The following is a 20,383-nucleotide window of genomic DNA, read 5'->3' on the forward strand; positions in this document are numbered from 1 at the left end:
GATAAAATACGTTGTATCACATCAATCACGGGGAGGCTTAACCATGAACCTGAACAATAAAATAGCGCTCGTCACCGGGGGCGGAACGGGCATCGGCCGGGCGATTAGTTTGGCGTTAGCAGAACGCGGTGCGATCGTAGGGATCAATTATTCCCGCTCAAAGGACGAAGCGGAAGCCACGGTTCAGGAAATTACTAGCCTGGGAGGCCGCGCTGTCGCCATCCAGGCTAATGTTGCGAGCGAGGCGGAAGTCCGGCATATGACCGATCAATTGGCCGCGCAATTCGGATCGATTCATTTGCTGGTGAATAACGCCGGAATTACGAAGCATATCCCGCTGGACGATCTGGAGGCGGCCAATGAAGCCGTATGGGACGAACTGTACGCGGTGAATGTAAAGGGAATGTTTTTCTGTGCGCGGGCGGTGTCCCCCTGGATGAAGAAAAGCAAGGCCGGTGCCATCGTCAACCTTGGGAGCATAGCAGGCCATACGGGATCAGGCTCCTCGCTTCCCTATGCCGTTTCCAAAGCGGCAGTTCACGGCTTGACCAAATCGCTGGCCCGGGCATTGGCCCCGGATATCACGGTCAACTGCATCGTGCCCGGTGCGGTGGCCACCCGATGGTGGGAGGGCAAAGAGGAACAAATGCGTCAGCTTGCCCCGAATCTGCTTCTTCAGCGCATCGCTGAGCCCGAGGATATCGCCCGCATGGTATGCGCTGCCCTGGAGCAAGAGGCGATGACCGGCCAAATCATCACCGTGGACAGCGGACAAACGTTGTAAACGTTGGGCGGTGATGATCGCTGAGCTTGCCATTTTCCTGCACTTTTCCGAAATAAGCTTAAAAACCTCCAGCTATTCATACGATTTTAGGCACATAAGTCCTCTAATTCCTGAATTAACTGGAGGTTTTCCAAGCGTCACATCATATTTACAGTGTTCTTCTTCTACGTATTCATGCTGATGTCATTCCAGGCTTCATCCCGGTGGCCGATCATCCAGAATAAGGCCCGGCGGCGCTCAAGCACCACGCCTTCGATCAAGCCGGCCGGGGCTTCTTCGCCCTTAATCCGCGCGTTGACGCAGGCCCAGTGGAGACGGTAGATTTTATCCGCTTCATCCAACATGTCCTCCGGGCGCCGGATAGACGTTTTATTCAAAAACTCGTCGAAAGAATCGCAGCTGGACACCACGTTAATCGCATAATCGCAATCACAGGTTTCATCCGGGAAATCCAGCTCTTCCAGCAGGCCAAGCCCCCATAACAAGCCCCAGTAGGCTTCATATTGCCAGACCAGATTGATGGCATCCTGCCGATCCGGCTCCGATTGCTCCAGCAGATCCTGTTCAAATTCAGTCAGCTCTTCAGTAACTCCGAATTTGTCCAGCATATTCTTCACGAACGCCTTCGATTCACCCAAGTCCTCATCCTGATTCACATCGCAGGCATATTGTATGACGATCAGCAGGGCAACGGCTCTTCGGGCGATTTGCTCCCGCGACTTCACGGCAAGCTCCTCCAGAGGAGGAAGCTCCGGTAAAGTTTCCAGATACGGAACTCCGTGCTCCTTCAGGTACTCGACACTTCTCTGTTTTCTTTCCCCGCCCTCCGCAGAGGATTTGTCTTCTCCCCGGATCTTTCTCGTGCAGGCAAAGGGTCTGAAATCGGAAGGACCGGATTTGCCGTCGCCCGTTACGATCACCTTACCCTCCCCGTCCAACAGCATGCCATCCGGAAGAAAACCGATGCCATTCAATTTTCCGGCCAGATCAGCAAATAATTTCAGATAGTCCTGGCCGTATTCCTTCTCGGTCTCGATCGCCAGCATCGTATTAATGACGGAAATCTGCGTCAGAACCCGGTATTGCAGGTCTTCGTCCTCGAACGGAATGCGTTGATAGAATCCCATCATCCCCGGGATATTGTTCTCGAAATAATCCGGATCGCTATCCTCGGAGGCTACCCGAATCGTGATTTTGTTTTTGTTAAACCAGCCTTTCGGTTGAATGACCCATTCAGGCGACGATCCTCCCACCTTGAACCCGCCGCTAAAAGTCTCATGAATAAGAGCATCGATATCCCTGGTATCGTTTCGCGATGCAAAGATCGTGAAGTATGGCATGCATTTTCCTCCTAGATATAAAGTAGATATAATTTCATCTCATCAATCATTTACGCGCTAAAATAAAAAAGCGATGCTCCCGGCTTGCTACATATCCATCTTGATTCAAACTTTTCTGCAGCTGGCAGAGCTGTCCGTAACAACGGTCCACCGAAAATCCGGGGAACTCCCATTCGATGATTTTGGCAAAGTACACCAATGCACCGATATCCAAAAACCGAACCTCAGGAAAAGCCTCCCGTTGTTCCAACGCCGTAAAACCGGCTTGTTTCAACTCTCGAACACTATGATCCAAATCGAATTTCGCATCGGTGATCATCACATCCCCGTCCAGCAACAACCGGGACAGCTCGCGATTGTTCATTCCGCCTACTTGCTGGGTTATAAATATTCCACCCGGCTTCAAAATCCGATAGACTTCCTCTACGTTGAACGCCTCATGCCGATTAATTACGAGGTCAAACATACCGCTCTCAAACGGCAAATCCGCATCATCCTCCACCAGTCTAACCTCTATGCCATATGGGGGCAGATGGGCACGACACAGCTCATAGTTGGGAAGATAGGCCTCAGTCGCATAGGTCCTGCCAGCCGGAGGCGACAGGGATAACAGAAACTCACCGCCACCTGTGCCCATATCGAGCATGACGGCTTGTTCACTCATGTATTTAGATACAACTTCTTTATAGTCCCAAGACAAGGACTCCTCCGCCATACGGCCGCTTAAATGGGAAAAGTCCCAACCCTGGAAGCCCTTCGCCTCTTCTAATTTCCAATACGCTTTTAAGTTCTTTTCATTCATAGATCGGTACCCCTCTCCCTTTTTTATTCGCAAAAAGATAGAGCAGGTGCAGCCGCCTGATAACGCCAATCTTCAGCCCGGTACATTCGGTTATCAGCAAAATGGCAGCTGCACCGGGCAGTTACCGTATTGAATCACCTGTAACTTTAAAATCATCATGATCTCATCCCCCCATGCTTTCGAAAAGTTCTTTGATTTTCAGCTTTAACTCCTCATTGTGTATGTAATAATGACCGCTCGTGCTGCTCGGAGTAAATGACAACTTCGCTTCCTCATGCTCATATAAAGTGACCGCATACAAGTAACCTACTCGGTCCTCCTGATTAGGATCAGGGACAAACTCAAAGTGACGTACTTCGCTCACCCAATCTCTGATCATTGCCTGATCTTTGATTCTCACCAGCTCTCCGGTTGAACCGTCATGGATTTCGATATAGTCGACGTTGTCGATATCGCCAGGATATAATTCATGGAGCTCTTGGGTCGTCAGCTCCGGCTCCGGCTCGCGTTTGCCGCATCCGCTTAGAATGACCAACAACGAGAGGAGCAGAATCGCCACAACTACCAGCACCGGTATTCCCTTTTTCCGTGATGATTTTCGGTTCATTTTACCCGCCCTCCCGCTCTTCTTGCACTTCCTATTCCAACAGCTCTCGCAGCATTTTGTCGCGATGGTTCATAAATTCCTTCATGATCACGAAATGATCCGTCTCCTCCAAATTTACCGTGCGGACCCCCTCGGGCGACAGTTGGTAAATCACGCTGTCCGGGTAAGCCATCAAAATGGGGGAGTGCGTCGATATGATGAATTGGGAATGTTGACCCACCAGTTCATGAATGCGCGCCAGCATCGCCATTTGCCGCAACGGGGATAGCGCCGCCTCCGGTTCGTCCAGAATATACAATCCTTTTCCGCCGAATCGGTTCATGAAAGTGGCAAAAAAAGATTCCCCGTGCGACATCATATGCAAGGATTTCCCGCCGTAGGAGTTGATGATCGGTGGCCCGAAGCTGGGCTGCCGATCCAGTTCATCGATCTCCGTAGCCAGATTATAGTAGCTCTCCGCCCGAAAGAAGAAACCATCCCTTGGCTTCTGGAGCCCCCGGATCGGCCGGAGATAACGGTAAAGCTCCGAATGCGTAGCTGCGGTGGAAAAGGTGAAGTTCAGCGTACCTCCCTCCGGATTAAACCCGAGGGCCACGGCGACCGCTTCCAGTAGCGTCGATTTGCCCATCCCGTTTTCGCCGACAATATATGTTACCTTGGGATGGAAATCGAGCCGATCCATCGAAGCGACGGCAGGCAGCTCAAACGGATACCTTGCAAAAGAGAGAACCTCTTCCCGCTGCAAAACCATGCTTCGTAAATAAGCCTGTTTTTCGAACAAGTCCATTGCTCTTACCCTCCGTTCCCAGGTTCCGCTTCAGCTTCAGGGTCTTCGATTTGACCATTATGCAATTGGCTGTAAAAGCCTCCTTGCCGTAGCAGCGATTCATGGGTCCCTTGCTCGATCAGCCGGCCTTCCTTGAGCACCAGAATCTTATCGGCCTGGCGGACCGTACCCAGCCGATGGGCGATGACGAAGCTGGTCCGGCCTTGCATCAGGCGCTGCAGCCCGTCCTGGATTTTAATCTCCGTTACGGTATCGATGCTGCTCGTCGCTTCATCCAGAACAAGAATAGAAGGATCGGCCAAAATTGCCCGCGCTATCGCCAGCAGTTGCTTCTGGCCCTGGCTGATCCCTTCCCCGCCCACGCCAAGCATTTTATCGTAACCGCCCTCCAAGCGGACGATAAAGGAGTGGGCATTCGCCAGCTTGGCCGCCTCCTCCACTTCGGCATCACTCGCGGACAGTCTGCCGAAGCGGATATTTTCCCGGATCGTCCCTTGGAACAGGAATGAATCCTGCAGTACAAACGCCATATGGCTGCGCAGACTATCCCGGGTAATCCCGGTAATATCGCGGCCATCCAGCGTAATCGTCCCTTTGTCCGGATCATAGAACCTAGACAGAAGCTGGATGAGCGTTGTTTTCCCCGCACCGGTCGGCCCGACAAGGGCAATCATGTCCCCGGGCTCGGCCGTGAAGGTGATCCCCTCCAGCGTGTCCGCTTCCCCTTCATCTTCTTTTCCATATGAAAAGGTAACTCCCTTGAAGGATACGGCTCCCTTAACCTCTTTCAAAGTTACCGCCTCCCGCTCATCCCGGGATTCCTCCTCCTCGTCCAGCACTTCAAAGACGCGTTCCGCCCCGGCCATTGCCGAGAGCAGCGTGTTCAACTGGTTCGCGAGATCATTGAGCGGCCGCGTAAATTGTCTGGCGTACTCGACGAATACGATAATAACCCCGACCGTCACCGTTCCCCGGATGGCCAGAATGCCGCCAACCCCGGCGACGAGAGCAAAGCTGAGGTTGTTGAGCGCATTCATCAGCTTCGGGATGAAGCCCGAGATCGTTTGCGCCCAGAAACCGGACTGGCGGATCGCCTTGTTTCGCTCCCGGAACTCCCGGATCACTCGCTCCTCCTGAGAAAATGCCTTGATAATCCGCTGCCCGGACAGCGTCTCTTCGATATAGCCGTTCAAGTTGCCAAGATCGCGCTGCCGCTGTTTGTACAACGGCCCCGTCCGCCGGGTAATCCAGCGCATGCCGAGCGCCATCAAAGGCACGATAAGAAAAGTCAGCAGAGTTAGCAGCGGGCTAAGCAGCAGCATCACGGTTACCGTTCCCACCAGCGTCAGGACACTGGAAAAGATCTGGATCGCCGAGCTATTCAGCGTCGAGCTGACATTCTCGATGTCATTGGTAACCCGGCTCATGATTTCGCCCTGCTGCCTTTTGCCGTAATAAGGAATCGGCAGGCGATGAAGCTTGGCAAACAGTTCGCTTCGCATGCGGTACACCGTCTCTTGAGCGACTTCGATCATCCATATATTTTGCAGCCAGCCGATCAGTGAGGAGCCCGCATAAACAAGCCCAAGGCCGGTCAAAAATAACGCCCAAGGCCGTCCGCCGCTTCCCTCCAGATAATTGTCGACGGCTACGCCCAGCAGATAAGGCCCAAGCAACGAAAGTCCTGAGCTGAACACGACCATCAGCAGCACCAGCATGAGCTTGCCTTTTCGCCGCGCAAGATAATGCCAGAGCCGACCCAGCGTGCCGGACCAGTTCTTGGCTTTCGCCTTTGGCTTCCGTCCCGCGCCTCCGCCCTGTTTGATCAATGACTCGGGAAACTCATGCCGGAACGGCTCAACGAATGCCTTGAACATGTTTATCCCCCTCCTCTTGCTGCGACTCCACAATCCGCCGGTATAACGGGGAATCCGCCAGGAGTCTCTCATGCTTGCCGCTGCCGATAAGGCGCCCGTCGTCGAGCAGCAGAATCAGATCCGCGGAAGCGGCCCCCCGGATCTTCTGCGTAATCAAGAACGTCGTGCAGGACAGAGTGTCCAGCTCTTTAAGCAGCGCGGCCTCGGTCCGCGTATCCAGCGCGCTCGTGCTGTCGTCAAGGATCAGGATCGACGGCCTCCGGACAAGAGCCCGGGCGATCGAGAGCCGCTGCTTCTGGCCTCCCGACAGATTGACGCCGCGCTGACCCAGCATCGTTTCGTAGCCGTGCGGCAGCGACTCGATCGTATCGTGAATCTGCGCTTGCCGCGCCGCTTCCTGAATTTCCGCCAGCGTTGCATCCTCCCGTCCCCAGGCGATATTTTCCCGTACCGTACCGGAGAACAGAATCACTTCCTGCGGCACGTAGCCGATCGATTCCAACAGCAGGGTGCTGTCCATCTCTCGGATATTCCTGCCGTCCATATACACGGCTCCATCCGTCGGCTCCTGTAAACGGAGAATCAGCTGAACGAGTGAAGACTTCCCGGACCCGGTCGATCCCAAAATCGCCACCCGCTGCCCCGGCTGAACCGTAAAGTTAATGTCCTCCAGAACGGCCAGATCGCTGCCCGGATATCGGAAGCCGACTTTGCTAAATTCGACCTTGCCCGATATCGTTTCCTCATTACTTCCCTTAGCCGGTCCGCCTCGATGCGTATCCGTATTGCGATCCTCTGTGGACAGCACTTCACTAACCCGCTGACCCGAAGCCGCAGCCCGAGAGTAGGAAGTCATGATCCAGGACAACGCCGATAAGGCGTGGATGATCCGCAAAGAATAGTTGGCTACCGCCACCACCGCACCAACCGTTGCTCCTCCGGAGGCGATGTCGATCCGTCCGAACCACAAGATGGCCAAAATGCCCGCATTCATAATGAACAACGCAAACGGCATTGTCGTTTCCGCTAACCGAAGCGCCGACACCGTCCCGTCCATCAGTTCCTTGCTCTGCCGCTCGAATCGCGCATGCTCATGATCCCGGCGCACAAACACCCGGATCAGCCGCATGCCGACCAGATTCTCTTGAACGACTCCGTTCACGCTGTCCAGCCGTTGTTGAACCTTTCGGAACCAGACCGATGTCCGCTTGATCATCCAGAACACAAAAGCCAACAAGAGCGGAACCAACACCGTCAGCATCAGTCCCAGCTTCACGTTCACGATCATCGCCATAATCATGCTACCGAGCAGTACCAGCGGCACGCGCGTTGCAAACCGCAGACTCATAAACACCATATCCTGAAGCTGGGTTACATCCCCCGTCAATCGCGTAATCAACGAGGAGGACGCAAACCTGCTAAACACGGGATACGAGAATTTCTCCACTTTTTCATACAGCTTGTCCCGCAGGTCGTAGCCGAACCCCTGACTTGCATGGGAAGCAAAAAACGAACTGGAAATTCCGGCCGCAAATGCTACCGCCGCACTGACCAGCAGTACGCCTCCCCACAGCCACACTACCGAAAGCTGATGCTTGCTGATGCCGTCGTCGATGATTTTGGAAATGAGCAGCGGTTGAGTCAGTTCCACCGCGAGCTCGATCAGCATCATACAGAACGCTGACATGGCGGCAACCCGGTACTTTTTTAGAAATAAAAAAATAAAAGCCATGAGTATCCCTCCTGTTGCGCAAGCACGGTCCCCTTCGCCCCAAATCCGCGACCCGAGCCGCTTGTTCATCAATGGCAAAGCCATGACTGCCCTGTAAACGTTTGGTAAACCACATTATTTTATTATAGAACAGATAGACTGCGATTTGTATGCCTTTACATAAAGGAGATGACTTTCGAATTTAAACTTGAGCGGCGTCAAGGTAATAGGAAGAATCGCGCTCTATACTTTAACCAGAAACATCAACCATCCATCAAACAAGGAGGAACTAAAAATGAAGAAGCTCGTATTTGGCCTTGAACCGTTGTCCTGTCCTTCATGTATTAAGAAGATTGAGACCGCGTTGAATCATACATCCGGTGTGGAGGATGCCAAGGTCTTGTTCCATTCCGGCAAAGTGCGAATTCAATTTGATGAAGCCATCGTTCAGCCTGAAACTCTGAAACAAATCATTACCCGGCTTGGCTATCCTGTGATCTCGGAAAAATCATCCTGAAGCGAGGTGGCGACATGAATGCCAGACAGACATCTTTCCTTACCCTGATTTCCGGGTTATTGCTCTTGAGTGCCGCATTACTGCATGGGGCCGGCTGGCCTGAAGGGCAGCAAATCTCGCTGCTGATTGCCACGGCTGTCGCAGGAGCTCCTATTGCATTCAAGGCATACAGGGCGATTCTCGGAAAAGCGTTCAGCATTGAACTGCTCGTCACGATCGCTGTGATCGGAGCTCTGTATCTCGGAGAATATGTGGAGTCGGCAGCGGTCACCTTTCTATTTTTGTTTGGAGCCTTTCTGGAATCCCGAACACTGGAGAAGACCCGCTCTTCCCTAAAATCCTTGATCGACATGTCCCCGCTCGAAGCCATCATTCTTCGCAAAGGGGTGGAGACACGGGTGCCGGTTGAGGAATTGGCCGAAGGAGATCACGTGGTGATCCGCTCCGGGGAGCGTGTTGCAGTAGACGGAACCGTAATGAAGGGCCGTGCTGCCGTGAATGAATCTCCTCTAACCGGTGAAGCCGTCCCAGTCAATAAGACGATAGGCGATTCTCTTTTTAGCGGTACAATGATAGATAATGGATACGTTGAGGTTCTGGCGAAAAAAGTCGGAGAAGACACGGTCTTTGCCCGGATGATCGAATTGGTCGAGGAAGCCCAGGAGTCGAAATCGAAAACCCAGAAATTCCTGGACCGCTTTGCCCGGATTTACACCCCTTCCGCCGTGTTATTATCCATTCTCGTATTTCTGGTGACCGGAAAGCTGGACATGGCGATCACTTTTCTGGTCATTGCCTGTCCGGGCGCCCTGGTTATCGGAGCACCGGTATCCATCGTGTCGGGAATAGGAAACGGGGCAAGGCATGGAGTATTAATCAAGGGCGGGGAAGTTATGGAGAACCTTTCCCGTGTGGATACCGTCGTCTTTGACAAGACGGGGACGCTTACGCTCGGCCGGCCTGCCTTGAGGGAAATCTCTTCATTCAACATGGATAGCAATGAATTGTTACGCCTGGCCGCTGAGGCGGAGACGGTCTCGGAGCATCATCTGGGGCTTACCATCGTCAAAGAGGCGGCGCGAAGAAATCTGCCGCTTTCCGGCAAACCGGATCAGGCAGAAATCATAAAAGGCAGCGGAATCCGGGTGGCTACCGGCGGAATATCGGTTGCTGTCGGAAACCGCAGCCTGATGGAATCGGAAGGGATTGCCGTGAGCACCTCAGCGGAGGAGGATGCATCCCGCCTTGAAAAACTCGGAAACACCGTAGTGTTCGTGGCGGTTGATGGAAAACTGGAAGGTCTGCTCGCGATTGCCGATGAAATCCGGCCGGAAGCCGGGCAAGCGATACGAAAGCTGCGTGAAGCCGGTGTGAACAGGTTCATTATGCTTACTGGCGATAATCGCCATACGGCGGAGCTTGTCGGCCGCAAGCTGGGGATAGATGAAGTGCACGCCGGGATGCTGCCCGATGGAAAAGCCGACTTCATCGGCAAGCTAAAGGAACAAGGATACCGGGTTGCCATGGCCGGAGATGGAATCAATGATGCTCCCGCGATCGCGACGGCCGACATCGGTTTGGCTATGGGCGAAGGCGGGACCGACATTGCCATGGAAACCGCGGATGTCGTGCTGATGGCCGATCGCCTGGATCAATTTGCTCACGCCTACTCGCTTGCCAAAGCCACAGTACGGAATATGAAACAAAACACTTTTTTTGCGGTCGGAACCGTTGCTCTCCTATTATTCGGTGTGCTGACCGGGCAAGTATTCCTTGCTTCCGGTATGTTCATTCATGAATTAAGCGTCCTACTCGTCATCCTGAATGCCGTCCGGCTTGGACGATTTAATAGTAAATCATTAAATAAGATTGGACTGATGAAGAGGATACAGGCAAGGGAGTAAAATGATTCCGAAGAAGCGGAGCGGTCGCCTTTGGTTCCGGATTTCTCCCGATTAAGATTCAATAGTATTATGAAATCTGAAACCAACAGCGATCGTAGGAACATTTTACGTACTTGCCCCACATCCATATCAACAGTTCATCTCTTTTAAGAAAGGCGTTGATGAAGACCATGTCAGAGGAAAAAAGCAGCTGCAATCATAAAGAGCATGACAAGAACAGCTATTGCGTTTCGATCGTTCCTATCTTCAATCATTTGGAGGCTGCCGAATTGAAGGAAATCGTCTCGACCGCCCGATCGGTATCCCATCCCCGCGGCCAAATGATCTACCGCCCCGGGGAGCCTTCCGAAGGCATTTATATCGTGCATAAAGGAAGTATGAGGATCTTTCGCGAATCAAGCGGAGGAAAGGAACAGCTCGTTCGAATACTTGGACCCGGGGAATTCAGCGGGGAATTGGCGCTGTTCAACGAATCGGTGCATGACGCCTACGCCGAAGCCCTGGAGCCATTGGAAATATGCATGATAAGTCGGGAAAGCTTACAGGCCTTTTTGCTGAAATACCCGCAGATTGCACTAAAGATGCTGGCCGAATTCTCCTCGCGTCTGGCAACCAGCGAAGAACAGGCGGCACGAATCGCCATGGAAACCGTAGAAACCCGGATTGCCATGTATCTCGCCGGCCAGGTGGAAGCGTGGAAGAACGCCCGCATCAAGCTGCCGATGCGCCGCAAGGATCTCGCCTCCCACCTCGGTACCACACCGGAAACGATCAGCCGCAAGCTGGCCGACTTTGAAGCCGCCGGCTGGATTCGTCAGACCGGACAACGCGACATTGAAGTCATTGATTTGGAGGCACTCTTGCTTGTTTAATGACCCGGCGCGGGCCCTGAGGGTATTCGACGGGTTCTGCTTACCACTTATGCAAAAAACCGCCGGAGCTATGCTCCAGCGGTTGATATTCAATTCAAGCTCAATTCGCCGTCATTTCACCGAGATTATCCTCTGGCCAAGGATTGCTGGCTGATTGCCCGGTTCCTTCCTATTCCCCGGAAACGAACCGATACACGTTCTCCGCCTTTTCTTCCGTCAACTCACCGCTATTGTCGAACACGTACACAGAAGATTCGGGGATATCCCAGTTGATTTCCGGTACGAACTGGACGCGGTGCTTGAAGTCATCCCAATGCTCCAATTTCCAGGTGTCACGCTCGGTTTGTCTGTCGATGATGCGCTCTTTTTGCGTCTCCATATCCTTCAGGGCGACCACCACTACCTTGACGTCGACATCCTGTTTGGATTTTCCGGCCGCTGCCAGCACTTCTTCGATCCATGCCTTGTTTTTTAATTCCGCTGTAAAGGGCGAAATCATAAACACGTTTTGGCCGGCCGCCAGGTTCTCGATGCAAATATCCTTCGTGGTGTCGTATTCCAGATCCCGCAGATGCTTCTTATAAAAATCGGAGTCGCGGTCGTTGACATCCAGACCGTTCATTTCCAGAATCTTCTCCACAAAGCGTCCGCCGACCGTATCCCGGTCCAGAAAGGCAGCTTGCATGCGTTCCGCCAATTTACGGGCCACCGTGGTTTTTCCGGTCCCGGCCACTCCTACAAAGAACACTAATTTTTGCATATCTCTCGTGAGTCCCCCTTTAATTTAACTTTCAGCTTTCTTCATTGTACTACCCGCATCGCTTCATTCCAACCGTCTGTACAATAATCCGTGCCACAGCCAGGTCTTGTTGCCGTTTCAGGAAACGGCGTAATAAAAAGGCAGGCTATTCAGGACGCATAATCCCGAACAGCCCGCCTAGCCTAGCGTCATGGTCAGCTTATTTGGCCAAATCCGCGGAAGCGATCCGCCGGCGAGTTTCCTCGGCCAATTCCTTGATGTTCTCTTCCAGTCTCCCTTTCAACTCTTCCGCGATATCGAAACCGCCTTGCTCTGTCCGGGCTACCTGAGAATCGACCGTATATACCCCTCCTAGAATATGGCGCGCGCCAAGCGCTGCCAACACCGGCTTCAATGAATAGTCAATCGACAGTAGATGCGCAAGACTTCCTCCGATAAATAACGGCAGGATGATTTTTCCGGCCAATCCTTTTTGCGGGATCAGATCCAAAAAGGTTTTGAGCACGCCCGTGTAGGAAGCCTTGTATACCGGGCTGGCTACAATTACAGCGTCCGCTTCGGCAACCAGTGCATTGGCTTTGACGATGTCTTCACTCTCAAATTTCGTATGTATCAGATCCTCGGGAGGCAGCTCGCCTACATTCACATGCTGCACTTCAAAGCCTTCCTTGGCGAGCAGATCCTCCGCCAGGGAAACTATCGCGGTCAGCCGGGATCCCGGCGTCGGCGTTCCGTTGATGATCGTTACTTTTGCCATGCGGGTAACACTCCCTTATCTCAAATTGAATTCCGATTAAATCAGTATACTTTAAAATGATGCTATCAATATTTTTACAAAAAGTCAATCGAGGCATAGCGGGAAGCAGGCTGCTTCGCGACCGCTTCGGTCACCTTTCTCTGGGCGAACGCATAGAGTGATTCATCACGATAGCCAGTGGACATTGTCCAGGGAGGAGCTTGAAAAATCATATGATTCCCGTATACCCTTATGTCGGTAAGGAAACGGTATGCCGCGAGCAGCCCATCGCTTTTCCACCGCAGCATCAGCCGGTACAGCCCGGTCTTGAGAGCATGATGAACCCCAGACCGATTTCCGAAAATCCGGATTACCGCGGCAGCGGCAAACTGAAAGGCAAGGTGGCGATTATTACCGGAGGTGACAGCGGCATCGGCCGGGCGGCGGCGATTGCTTTTGCCAAGGAGGGCGCTGACCTCGTCATTCCGTATTTGTGGGAAACCACGGACGCGATGGACACCAAACGGCGGATCGAGGAACTGGGGCAACGCTGCCTGCCGATCAAAATAGATCTCCGCCACAAATGCAACTGCGAGTTTGTCGTTCAGGAAACCATCCGCTGCTTCGGGCAGCTTGATGTCCTCGTAAACAACCATGGCGTCCAGTATCCGCAAAAAAGCATCGCCGATATTTCCGAAGCCCAGTTATATCAAACTTTCCAAACGAACATCTTTCCTTTTTTCTATATGGTCCAGGCGTCGCTTCCCCATCTGAAGTGCGGCAGCTCGATCATTAACACCGCTTCCATCACCGCATACCAAGGCCACAAAACGCTGATCGACTACTCGTCGACCAAAGGAGCGATCGTCTCCTTCACGCGTTCGCTTGCGCTCTCGCTGATCGACTGCGGCATCCGCGTCAACGCTGTCGCTCCGGGCTCCATCTGGACTCCGCTGATCCCATCCAGCTTCTCTGCGGAGGAAGTGGCCGTTTTCGGCACGGACGCCCCGATCAAACGCGCAGGACAGCCGTTCGAACTCGCTCCCGCCTACGTCTATCTCGCAAGCAGCGACTCTTCCTTCGCCACCGGCGAAGTGGTGCATGTAAACGGCGGTGCTATGGTCACGACGTAGTCGGGGCAGGTAGGTTTGAGGGAGTGGGTTATGGATAGCCTAGATGCTGGCCCGAGGGGCAACGAACTCCCCTCATTGGACTAAATCCAACCATATAAGTACCTTGGGTTAAAAATGAGCTGCTTCATTGGATAATATCCAATCATTTCTCGCCATATGGACTCCTTTCGCTCAAGAACCGTCTCTTCATTGGATTTTATCCAACCACCTGGCTCTTAAAGTAACTATGATGGTCTTTTCGTTGGAAATTTTCCAATCAACCTATAAAGCCCCCTAATCACCTTGGACACTTTCAGGCTAAACGATATACAATAAAAATTAGCTGGAGGTAGTTCGAATGAGAGTTCAGCACAGTAAGTTCGATGAGCTGCGAATACAGGTCGTCGAGGAAGCACTGGACCGGGGGAATGTGGCACTAACCGCTCGAAAACATGGTATCTCCCCCTACTCTTTATACAAATGGGTAAAACAATACCGAGATGAGGTGGAGATAACGATGGGTAAGAAGAAAGACCTGAATAACCTTAATCCACAGACTGCCCAGGAATGGGAACAGAAATATGAGCAGGCAGCTAAACTTCTTGGTGAGAAAGAACTTGAGATAGCGATCCTGCGAGAACTTGTAAAAAAAAAGTATCCACACATCCAATTCAAGTGGCCCGAAAATGGATCCTGAAAGGCTACAAGGTGCGTCCCGTGCTTAGGATCTGTGGTGTGCCGCATTCTACTTACTACTATTCTCTCAAGCATACGAGCCCTAAACAAGCACCTAAAGGTGGCCGTCCTGTATCGGGATATTCCTATACTTTTGAAGGGAAGAAAGTGACAGATACACGAATCAAACGCCTGATTATAAAGCTGTTGGAAGGCGAGGAACACACCTACGGATACCGAAAGCTGACCATCGCCTTACGCCGGCAACATAACCTTAAGATTAACAAAAAGAAGGTGTACAGGCTCTGCAAAGAACTTGGTATCCTAGGCAAGCCTGTAAAACCCAAACACTCCTATCCGCGCAGACTAGCGAACAACATGGAAGTAACAGGTCCAAACCAATTGTGGCAAATGGACATTAAGTATGGTTTCATCGCTGGCCTGGAGCGGTATTTTTACACTGCAAGCATTATAGATGTATACGATCGTAGCGTAGTTGGACAGTACCGTGGCAAGGAATCCAAGACAGAAGACTTGCTTACTACTCTGCACAAGGCTCTTTTAAAAAGAAGTGTGTACACGCAAGGAACGCCACTCGTAGTGCGTACCGACAATGGTCCGCAATTCAAGAGCCACAAGTTCAGAGCGTTTTTTGAAAACAACGAAATGCTGATCCATGAAAGAACACCGAATCGAACGCCAAACAAAAATGCGTATATTGAATCGTTTCACAGCATCTTGGAACGAGAGTGTTTCAGATGCCATATCTTTATGAGTTTTGAAGAAGCATTCGATGTTCTTGACCAATTCATGGACTTCTATAATAACCGCCGAATTCACATGAGTTTATACGGCTACTCCCCTGCTCAATTTATAGAAAAGTTAGAGAAAAACGAAGTAACTGCATTTAAAATTGCCGTATAACTGCGTGTAACCAGGGTTTGATCCTAAAGTGTCCAATATTCGGGGGCCCGGCCGCAACGATAGACGGGTGTGAAAAAGCATCAGGGCTTCTGCCCGTTTCTTGCGGGATTCTGCTCGCTCTTACGGTATCTGCCCGCTCTCACGATAATTACACTCATTCTTACGTTAATTCTGCTCACTTCTACGACGCGCTTAGACATCACTGCCAGCTTCGGAACCCGGTGGCGCACAACATATTACTATTACCTTCCCTAACTGCAACTTATGCGATTTAATCCGCCTTAATGTTGGAAAGCTGCATCCTCAATGTGTATGAATTCAATGAAGAACCCGGACCTATAGTCCGGGCTCTTCATTTTGCTATGTAACTCTTAGTTCTACTTGATTCCTTTAACCCGGATATTTACAGCGCCTCGATGATGTCACCGGCCAGCAGAGAGGCGGGGGTGGCGCGGCGGGCGGCGGCCTGTTCCCCTGCCAGGCCGTGCAGATACACGCCGAGCGCGGCCGCCTGGACCGCGTCCAGGTCCTGGGCCAGCAGCCCGGCGATCAGGCCGGTCAGGACGTCGCCGGACCCGCCCGTCGCCATGCCGGGATGGCCGGTGACGTTCACGTAGACGCGGCCGTCCGGGGCCGCGATCACGGTGCGCGAGCCCTTCAGGACGAGCGTCACCTCGTGTTTGGCGGCGAACTCGCGGGCGACGCCGATCCGGTCCCGCTGGACCTCGGCCGTTTGCAGGCCGGTCAAGCGGGCCATTTCGCCGGGATGCGGCGTAAGCACTGTCGGCGCATCCCGGCGCGGCCACGCCGCAAGGCCTCCGGCCACGGCGAGAATGTTCAGGGCGTCCGCGTCCACGACCAAGGGACGCGTAGCGCCCCCCCACAAGGCGCGCATAAATGCCGCCTCGCCCGGGAACCGGCCCAGCCCCGGGCCGACGGCGAGCACATCGCGCGCCTCCAGCAGCCGCAGCACTTCGTCCGCTGCGGCTTCATTCCATGCGCCGGCCCCGCCGTCCTCGGCCGGCGCCAGCATCAGCTCGGGCACCGCTCCGAGCATCCGCGGCAGCAGCGCTGCCGGCAGCGCCCATGTGGCCAGCCCGCAGCCCGCGCGAAGCGCGGCTTTGGAGGCCAGCAGGCCGGCGCCGCTCATGGGCAAGCTGCCTGCGGCGAGCAGCACGTGCCCGTAAGTGCCCTTGTGCCCGTCCGCTTCACGCGGCCGGCCAGCGTCGACGCCGAGCTCCGCCAGCAGCATCTCCTCCGTCAACACCGCGCCCGCCGCCGCCATTCCTGGCGGCAAAGCGCGGGGAATGCCGATATAGCGCACGACCACTTCCCCTGCTGCTCCGGCTCCCGGATACTGCGTCAGCCCCGCCTTCAGGAAGGCGAGACTGACCGTAATCCGAGCCTGGATGCAGGGGTCGTGAACAGCGCCCGTATCGGCGTCCAGCCCACTCGGGATGTCTGCCGCAACAATCGGCAGACCGCTTGCGTTCGCTTCCCGGATGAGGGAAGCGTAAACCCCGCGCGGCGCCCCCTTCGTCCCGGTGCCGAGCAGCGCGTCAACGAGGCCGGTCGCCTGCCGGCCCCGTGCCTCATCGCTCCCCCGCAGTCCGGGGATCCCCCCGGTTTCGGGGTCGTACACCATTCCCGGCAGCCCGAGCGCCTTCGCGATCTCGTACTGGGCCGCCGCCTCGCCGCGCAACAGGTCCGGCGACTCCGCGTAAACCAGGCTCACCGCCATGCCCGCATCCGCCAAATGGCGGGCGCAGACCAGACCGTCGCCCCCGTTATTTCCCTTGCCGACGAGAATAATCCAATGTTCGGCGGACATTCCATCCGATTGCGGATTCGATACCAGTTCTAACAATCCCGGAGATCTGTTCCCTGTCTCAGAACTGCGGGAACGGCAAAACCGCAGCACTTCCTCGGCAATCGCTCGTCCCGCATTTTCCATAAGCGACATCGCGGGATGCCCAGCTCTTCTATCGTATATCGGTCCACTTCCCTCATTTGCTCCGATGTCACGAATTTCATTTTACATCCCCCCATGGCACCCTATCTGCAGCTTTCTTGAGTTTCCGCTTAATAGGCTACCGTAAACCGGGCCTGTACGAACTGTGGATCCTCTGCTTCATCCAGTAATGCTACAGCGTAGTCCTCTATCGAAATCCGGCTTTGATCCCGCTCATCGGTAACGAGCTGGTTCATCCCGATCCGGAACTGACCTGTCCGTTTTCCGGGCTCAATTATCGCGGCAGGACTCAGTACCGTCCAAACGATGTCCGAATCCTTGTAAATGTTGAACGCATCCTCGTGAGCTCGCGCCAACGGCCGTAATTCCTCAGGAAACTCCGGCGAGTCCAGCAACCGGACACCCGGTGCCACTTCAAGACCTCCTGCCCCGCCAACGGCAATCAATCGGCGTGCTCCACCGCTCCGAGCGCCCTCGATCAAGGATCGGGTTGCCTCGGACAGCTCGTTCTCCGCGCCAAACTGTGGACCGTATGCGCTGATTATCAGATCGGAGCCTTCCACTGCACCGGCTACCGAATCCGGCATCAAAATATCCCCGGTCACCACATGCAAGTTTTCTCTTCCCGCCTGGCCGCTTAACTTATTAATATCCCGGACTACGGCCGTAACTTCGTGCCCCCTCCGCAACGCTTCCTCCAAAATGGCCTTGCCGATCATTCCCGTACTACCGAAAATTGCGATTTTCATAGGTTTGTCCCCTTTCTTCCGATTCCAAGTCGAAATCTATCCAAGTAGTATGCACCAATGGTGCGCCAAATTTCCTCTTTCACTTTATTACCCTATTCCGCAAACACATTCCTCCGCAAGGAGCCGGATTGACTTCTTCTTCATCTAATAACGCGGCTCCCGAAAAGAGCTATTCTTATATTTCAAAATGTATAGCCCATCCCCTTGCTTCCATTCCGCATAGGCGACATCCTTCGGATCTTTGCAGCCCTGCTGCGTCAACTCCTCGCGAAGCCAGGTCTCTTTTTTGCCGATCAGATTTAAATGCTCTTGGTTTATCTCTCCATCCTCAATCAGACTGTAGGACAAATGCGCGGATTTGGTCTCAAGACCGAGATCCTGACGCGTTACCGTTTCTTCATCCGGTTTCTTCATGACACTGAGCGAACCGTTAGCTTCAAATATAGCATAAGCAACCTCCCGAATGAAAAATACGTCGTGCTGTCTAAGCAGCATTCGCAGCTGATCGAAATCAAGGCTGTTCTTCTTCAACTCATTCAGATCGACTTCCCCGTCCCGGATCAGAATAGAGGGTTTCCCGTCCAATACCCCTCGCGCCCGCTTCGCATACTGGGTCACTTTTTCAAACAAATAGGATAACACACCCCACAAGAGTAGCGAGAAAAGCAAATGGCTAAACTTAACGTCCTCCTGATACACCGTGTTCCCGACCAGTTCGCTTAACATGAGGGAAGACACAAAATCAAAGGGAGTCAGCTGGGAAATCTCCTTTTTGCCTAGAAAGCGGGTAAGCAGCCACAGCCCAACAAAACCGACGATCAGCTTGAACGCAATTTGTTCGAAATCCATAGCTATTCCTCCTGCCGTGTAATGCCATCTATATACCCACTTTTGCTAGGGCGTGAAAAAAGAACCGTTTTAGCGGGAAGCGCTTGAAATGCGCCATGAACGTGTGCAATAGTGGAGAGAGGAATATCGAAAGGGTGATGGTCGTTGTCACTGTCGGAATGGATAACCTGGCTTCAGCAGCACAATTCCGCCTCCTTGGTCGCCTTTTTAGCGCTTATACTTTTCCTGAGCCTATACGGAGCAACCGAGTGGAGAACTGCGCGTAAAATAAACTCCCGGCTTCGCCGGTTCGACTCCAGCTTGCAGCTTTATGCCGCTGCGGAGAGTCCGCTGATTCAAGCGGCCGGGCGCCCCGAGCTTTCAAGCGAGGAAGAGCTGCTGGTTGCTGAGCGGCTGCTGGCCTGCCGGGCGGCGCCTTACATCACCGCAGATGTGCTTGCACAAATTTCCGCCTATGCAGGCGATCGGGACACAGCCCGACTGCCGTTGCTTATTAAGACTCTGGAGCGGGAGAGCGAGCGTCTATGCGCGGAAAGGGACAAGCTTCTCCGCCAATCGGAAAGCCCTGGCTGGGGTTATGCACTATGGAAACAAATACGATCGGCTTTGCCTTTTCTGTTCGCAGCCGCATTGTTATATCTGATCGTTTGGCTAGTTCGAATGCTAAGCGGGGAAATCCCTATGGATGGACATCGTTTTGAGGAATATTTGAACCATTGGGCTTGGTTCGCTTCGGCGATATTCTCTCTTCTGCTTCTTTATCCGGCACTTATGGGAGGGAACCGTCCCAACGCAGGAGCCGTGCTACTGCGGATTTGGTCGGTGTTCATTGCGGGATTGTATTTGCTTCACCTGCTCGGTCCGACTTTTGCTCCATACATACTGACCGTCCAAATTATGTTGTTCATTGCCGGTTTTCGCTTCACCGGAAACAAGCCCCGGAAATCCCGTCCGTTTGTCGGACATTACAGCGACGAGGAGGAACTTGAACCGGTTGAGACCGCAGAGGGGGCTTCGGGAGCCCCGGAAGTCAGCTACGGACAGCCACAGTCACAGATACAGCCCCAGCAGCCGCAAAACAATCCGGATGAAAAATAAAGATCTCTGCAAATAAAGACGCCTCCATCTCCGCTTTTCAGCGGGTTGGAGGCGTCTTTTTCATCTAACGGGATTCGGTTTTTCGCAGAGGCTTGGCTGCATGGCGGGGAGCGCCAGCCGATTTCACCGGTGAAGCGGCGCCTAATTCATACCGTTTTCGTTCCGTCCGTTCCACTTGAACGATCTGTCCTTCATGAACAACAATGTTTAACGAGCCGAACTCCATTTCATTCAATAGCCCTGCGATTCGTTCCAACCAGACACCATCTACCTTTAACGGTTTTGCCATATGCAGCCCTCCTGTTCT

The 20,383-nt window shown here is 53.3% G+C and carries 19 protein-coding genes and 1 pseudogene; 8 read left to right on the forward strand and 12 right to left on the reverse strand.

Translation table 11 applies throughout. The features are described 5' to 3' along the window. The first annotated feature begins 43 nt into the window (after positions 1-43). On the forward strand, positions 44-784 hold the full coding sequence (locus tag NYE70_RS23875) for an SDR family NAD(P)-dependent oxidoreductase (protein WP_341048608.1): 741 nt from the start codon (positions 44-46) through the stop codon (positions 782-784). Positions 785-948: 164 nt separating this feature from the next. On the opposite strand, the gene NYE70_RS23880 is transcribed toward NYE70_RS23875, so the two are convergent. The 6 genes from NYE70_RS23880 to NYE70_RS23905 all read right to left on the reverse strand — a co-directional run bounded on the left by NYE70_RS23880 (position 949) and on the right by NYE70_RS23905 (position 7,929). Further along, positions 949-2,124 (reverse strand): DUF4272 domain-containing protein, encoded by a 1,176-nt coding sequence (locus tag NYE70_RS23880; protein ID WP_341048610.1) that lies wholly within the window; start codon positions 2,122-2,124, stop codon positions 949-951. Between the two features lie 46 nt (positions 2,125-2,170). Beyond that, the gene (locus NYE70_RS23885) at positions 2,171-2,926 is read right to left on the reverse strand and encodes a class I SAM-dependent methyltransferase (protein WP_341048612.1); all 756 of its coding nucleotides are present in this window, start codon (positions 2,924-2,926) and stop codon (positions 2,171-2,173) included. Positions 2,927-3,089: 163 nt separating this feature from the next. Then, positions 3,090-3,533 carry a hypothetical protein gene (locus tag NYE70_RS23890; RefSeq protein WP_341048613.1) on the reverse strand — a complete coding sequence of 148 codons (444 nt, stop codon included), beginning with the start codon at positions 3,531-3,533 and terminating at the stop codon, positions 3,090-3,092. Positions 3,534-3,564: 31 nt separating this feature from the next. Then, the gene (locus NYE70_RS23895; RefSeq protein ID WP_341048614.1) at positions 3,565-4,320 is read right to left on the reverse strand and encodes an AAA family ATPase; all 756 of its coding nucleotides are present in this window, start codon (positions 4,318-4,320) and stop codon (positions 3,565-3,567) included. A 5-nt stretch (positions 4,321-4,325) separates the two neighbouring features. Next, positions 4,326-6,197, reverse strand: coding sequence for an ABC transporter ATP-binding protein (locus tag NYE70_RS23900; RefSeq protein ID WP_341048615.1), 1,872 nt, complete (start codon positions 6,195-6,197; stop codon positions 4,326-4,328). After that, positions 6,178-7,929 (reverse strand): ABC transporter ATP-binding protein, encoded by a 1,752-nt coding sequence (locus NYE70_RS23905; protein ID WP_341048616.1) that lies wholly within the window; start codon positions 7,927-7,929, stop codon positions 6,178-6,180. The genes NYE70_RS23900 and NYE70_RS23905 overlap by 20 nt, the downstream gene beginning before the upstream one ends. Before the next feature lie 274 nt (positions 7,930-8,203). On the opposite strand from NYE70_RS23905, the gene NYE70_RS23910 reads away from it, so the two are divergent. The 3 genes from NYE70_RS23910 to NYE70_RS23920 all read left to right on the forward strand — a co-directional run bounded on the left by NYE70_RS23910 (position 8,204) and on the right by NYE70_RS23920 (position 11,201). Continuing rightward, positions 8,204-8,425 carry a heavy-metal-associated domain-containing protein gene (locus NYE70_RS23910; protein ID WP_341048617.1) on the forward strand — a complete coding sequence of 74 codons (222 nt, stop codon included), beginning with the start codon at positions 8,204-8,206 and terminating at the stop codon, positions 8,423-8,425. Positions 8,426-8,439: 14 nt separating this feature from the next. After that, positions 8,440-10,329: a heavy metal translocating P-type ATPase gene (locus NYE70_RS23915; protein WP_341048619.1), complete on the forward strand. Its 1,890-nt coding sequence runs from the start codon at positions 8,440-8,442 to the stop codon at positions 10,327-10,329. Between the two features lie 170 nt (positions 10,330-10,499). Next, entirely contained in the window at positions 10,500-11,201 is a 702-nt protein-coding gene (locus NYE70_RS23920; RefSeq protein ID WP_341048621.1) for a Crp/Fnr family transcriptional regulator, read from the forward strand. Positions 11,202-11,370: 169 nt separating this feature from the next. On the opposite strand, the gene NYE70_RS23925 is transcribed toward NYE70_RS23920, so the two are convergent. Next, complete coding sequence (locus tag NYE70_RS23925; protein ID WP_341048622.1) at positions 11,371-11,961, reverse strand: AAA family ATPase; 591 nt, start codon at positions 11,959-11,961, stop codon at positions 11,371-11,373. Positions 11,962-12,160: 199 nt separating this feature from the next. Next, on the reverse strand, positions 12,161-12,718 hold the full coding sequence (ssuE, locus tag NYE70_RS23930; protein ID WP_211022210.1) for an NADPH-dependent FMN reductase: 558 nt from the start codon (positions 12,716-12,718) through the stop codon (positions 12,161-12,163). Between the two features lie 212 nt (positions 12,719-12,930). On the opposite strand from ssuE, the gene NYE70_RS23935 reads away from it, so the two are divergent. From NYE70_RS23935 to NYE70_RS23945, 3 genes are all read left to right on the forward strand, one after another. Further along, on the forward strand, positions 12,931-13,830 hold the full coding sequence (locus NYE70_RS23935; protein ID WP_341048971.1) for an SDR family oxidoreductase: 900 nt from the start codon (positions 12,931-12,933) through the stop codon (positions 13,828-13,830). Between the two features lie 337 nt (positions 13,831-14,167). Further along, positions 14,168-14,506 carry a helix-turn-helix domain-containing protein gene (locus NYE70_RS23940; RefSeq protein WP_213653792.1) on the forward strand — a complete coding sequence of 113 codons (339 nt, stop codon included), beginning with the start codon at positions 14,168-14,170 and terminating at the stop codon, positions 14,504-14,506. A gap of 11 nt (positions 14,507-14,517) precedes the next feature. Further along, the gene (locus NYE70_RS23945; protein WP_341044902.1) at positions 14,518-15,408 is read left to right on the forward strand and encodes an IS3 family transposase; all 891 of its coding nucleotides are present in this window, start codon (positions 14,518-14,520) and stop codon (positions 15,406-15,408) included. A gap of 403 nt (positions 15,409-15,811) precedes the next feature. Here the strand turns inward: NYE70_RS23945 and NYE70_RS23950 are convergent. The 3 genes and pseudogenes from NYE70_RS23950 to NYE70_RS23960 all read right to left on the reverse strand — a co-directional run bounded on the left by NYE70_RS23950 (position 15,812) and on the right by NYE70_RS23960 (position 18,978). Further along, positions 15,812-17,442 (reverse strand): annotated as a pseudogene (locus NYE70_RS23950) (NAD(P)H-hydrate dehydratase). A gap of 48 nt (positions 17,443-17,490) precedes the next feature. Beyond that, on the reverse strand, positions 17,491-18,129 hold the full coding sequence (locus tag NYE70_RS23955; protein WP_290408615.1) for an NAD(P)-dependent oxidoreductase: 639 nt from the start codon (positions 18,127-18,129) through the stop codon (positions 17,491-17,493). A 144-nt stretch (positions 18,130-18,273) separates the two neighbouring features. Beyond that, a complete protein-coding gene (locus NYE70_RS23960; protein WP_211022214.1) occupies positions 18,274-18,978 on the reverse strand; it encodes a DUF421 domain-containing protein in 705 nt (234 codons plus the stop codon). Between the two features lie 144 nt (positions 18,979-19,122). Here NYE70_RS23960 and NYE70_RS23965 point away from each other — a divergent pair, with 144 nt between their 5' ends. Beyond that, positions 19,123-20,076, forward strand: a complete 954-nt coding sequence (locus NYE70_RS23965; protein ID WP_290408617.1) for a hypothetical protein — start codon at positions 19,123-19,125, stop codon at positions 20,074-20,076. A 64-nt stretch (positions 20,077-20,140) separates the two neighbouring features. Here the strand turns inward: NYE70_RS23965 and NYE70_RS23970 are convergent, their stop codons facing one another. Continuing rightward, entirely contained in the window at positions 20,141-20,365 is a 225-nt protein-coding gene (locus NYE70_RS23970) for a YezD family protein (protein WP_211022216.1), read from the reverse strand. Between the last annotated feature and the right edge of the window lie 18 nt (positions 20,366-20,383).

The sequence above is a fragment of the Paenibacillus sp. FSL R5-0407 genome (genome assembly GCF_038009185.1).
GTDB classification, from domain to species: domain Bacteria; phylum Bacillota; class Bacilli; order Paenibacillales; family Paenibacillaceae; genus Fontibacillus; species Fontibacillus vini.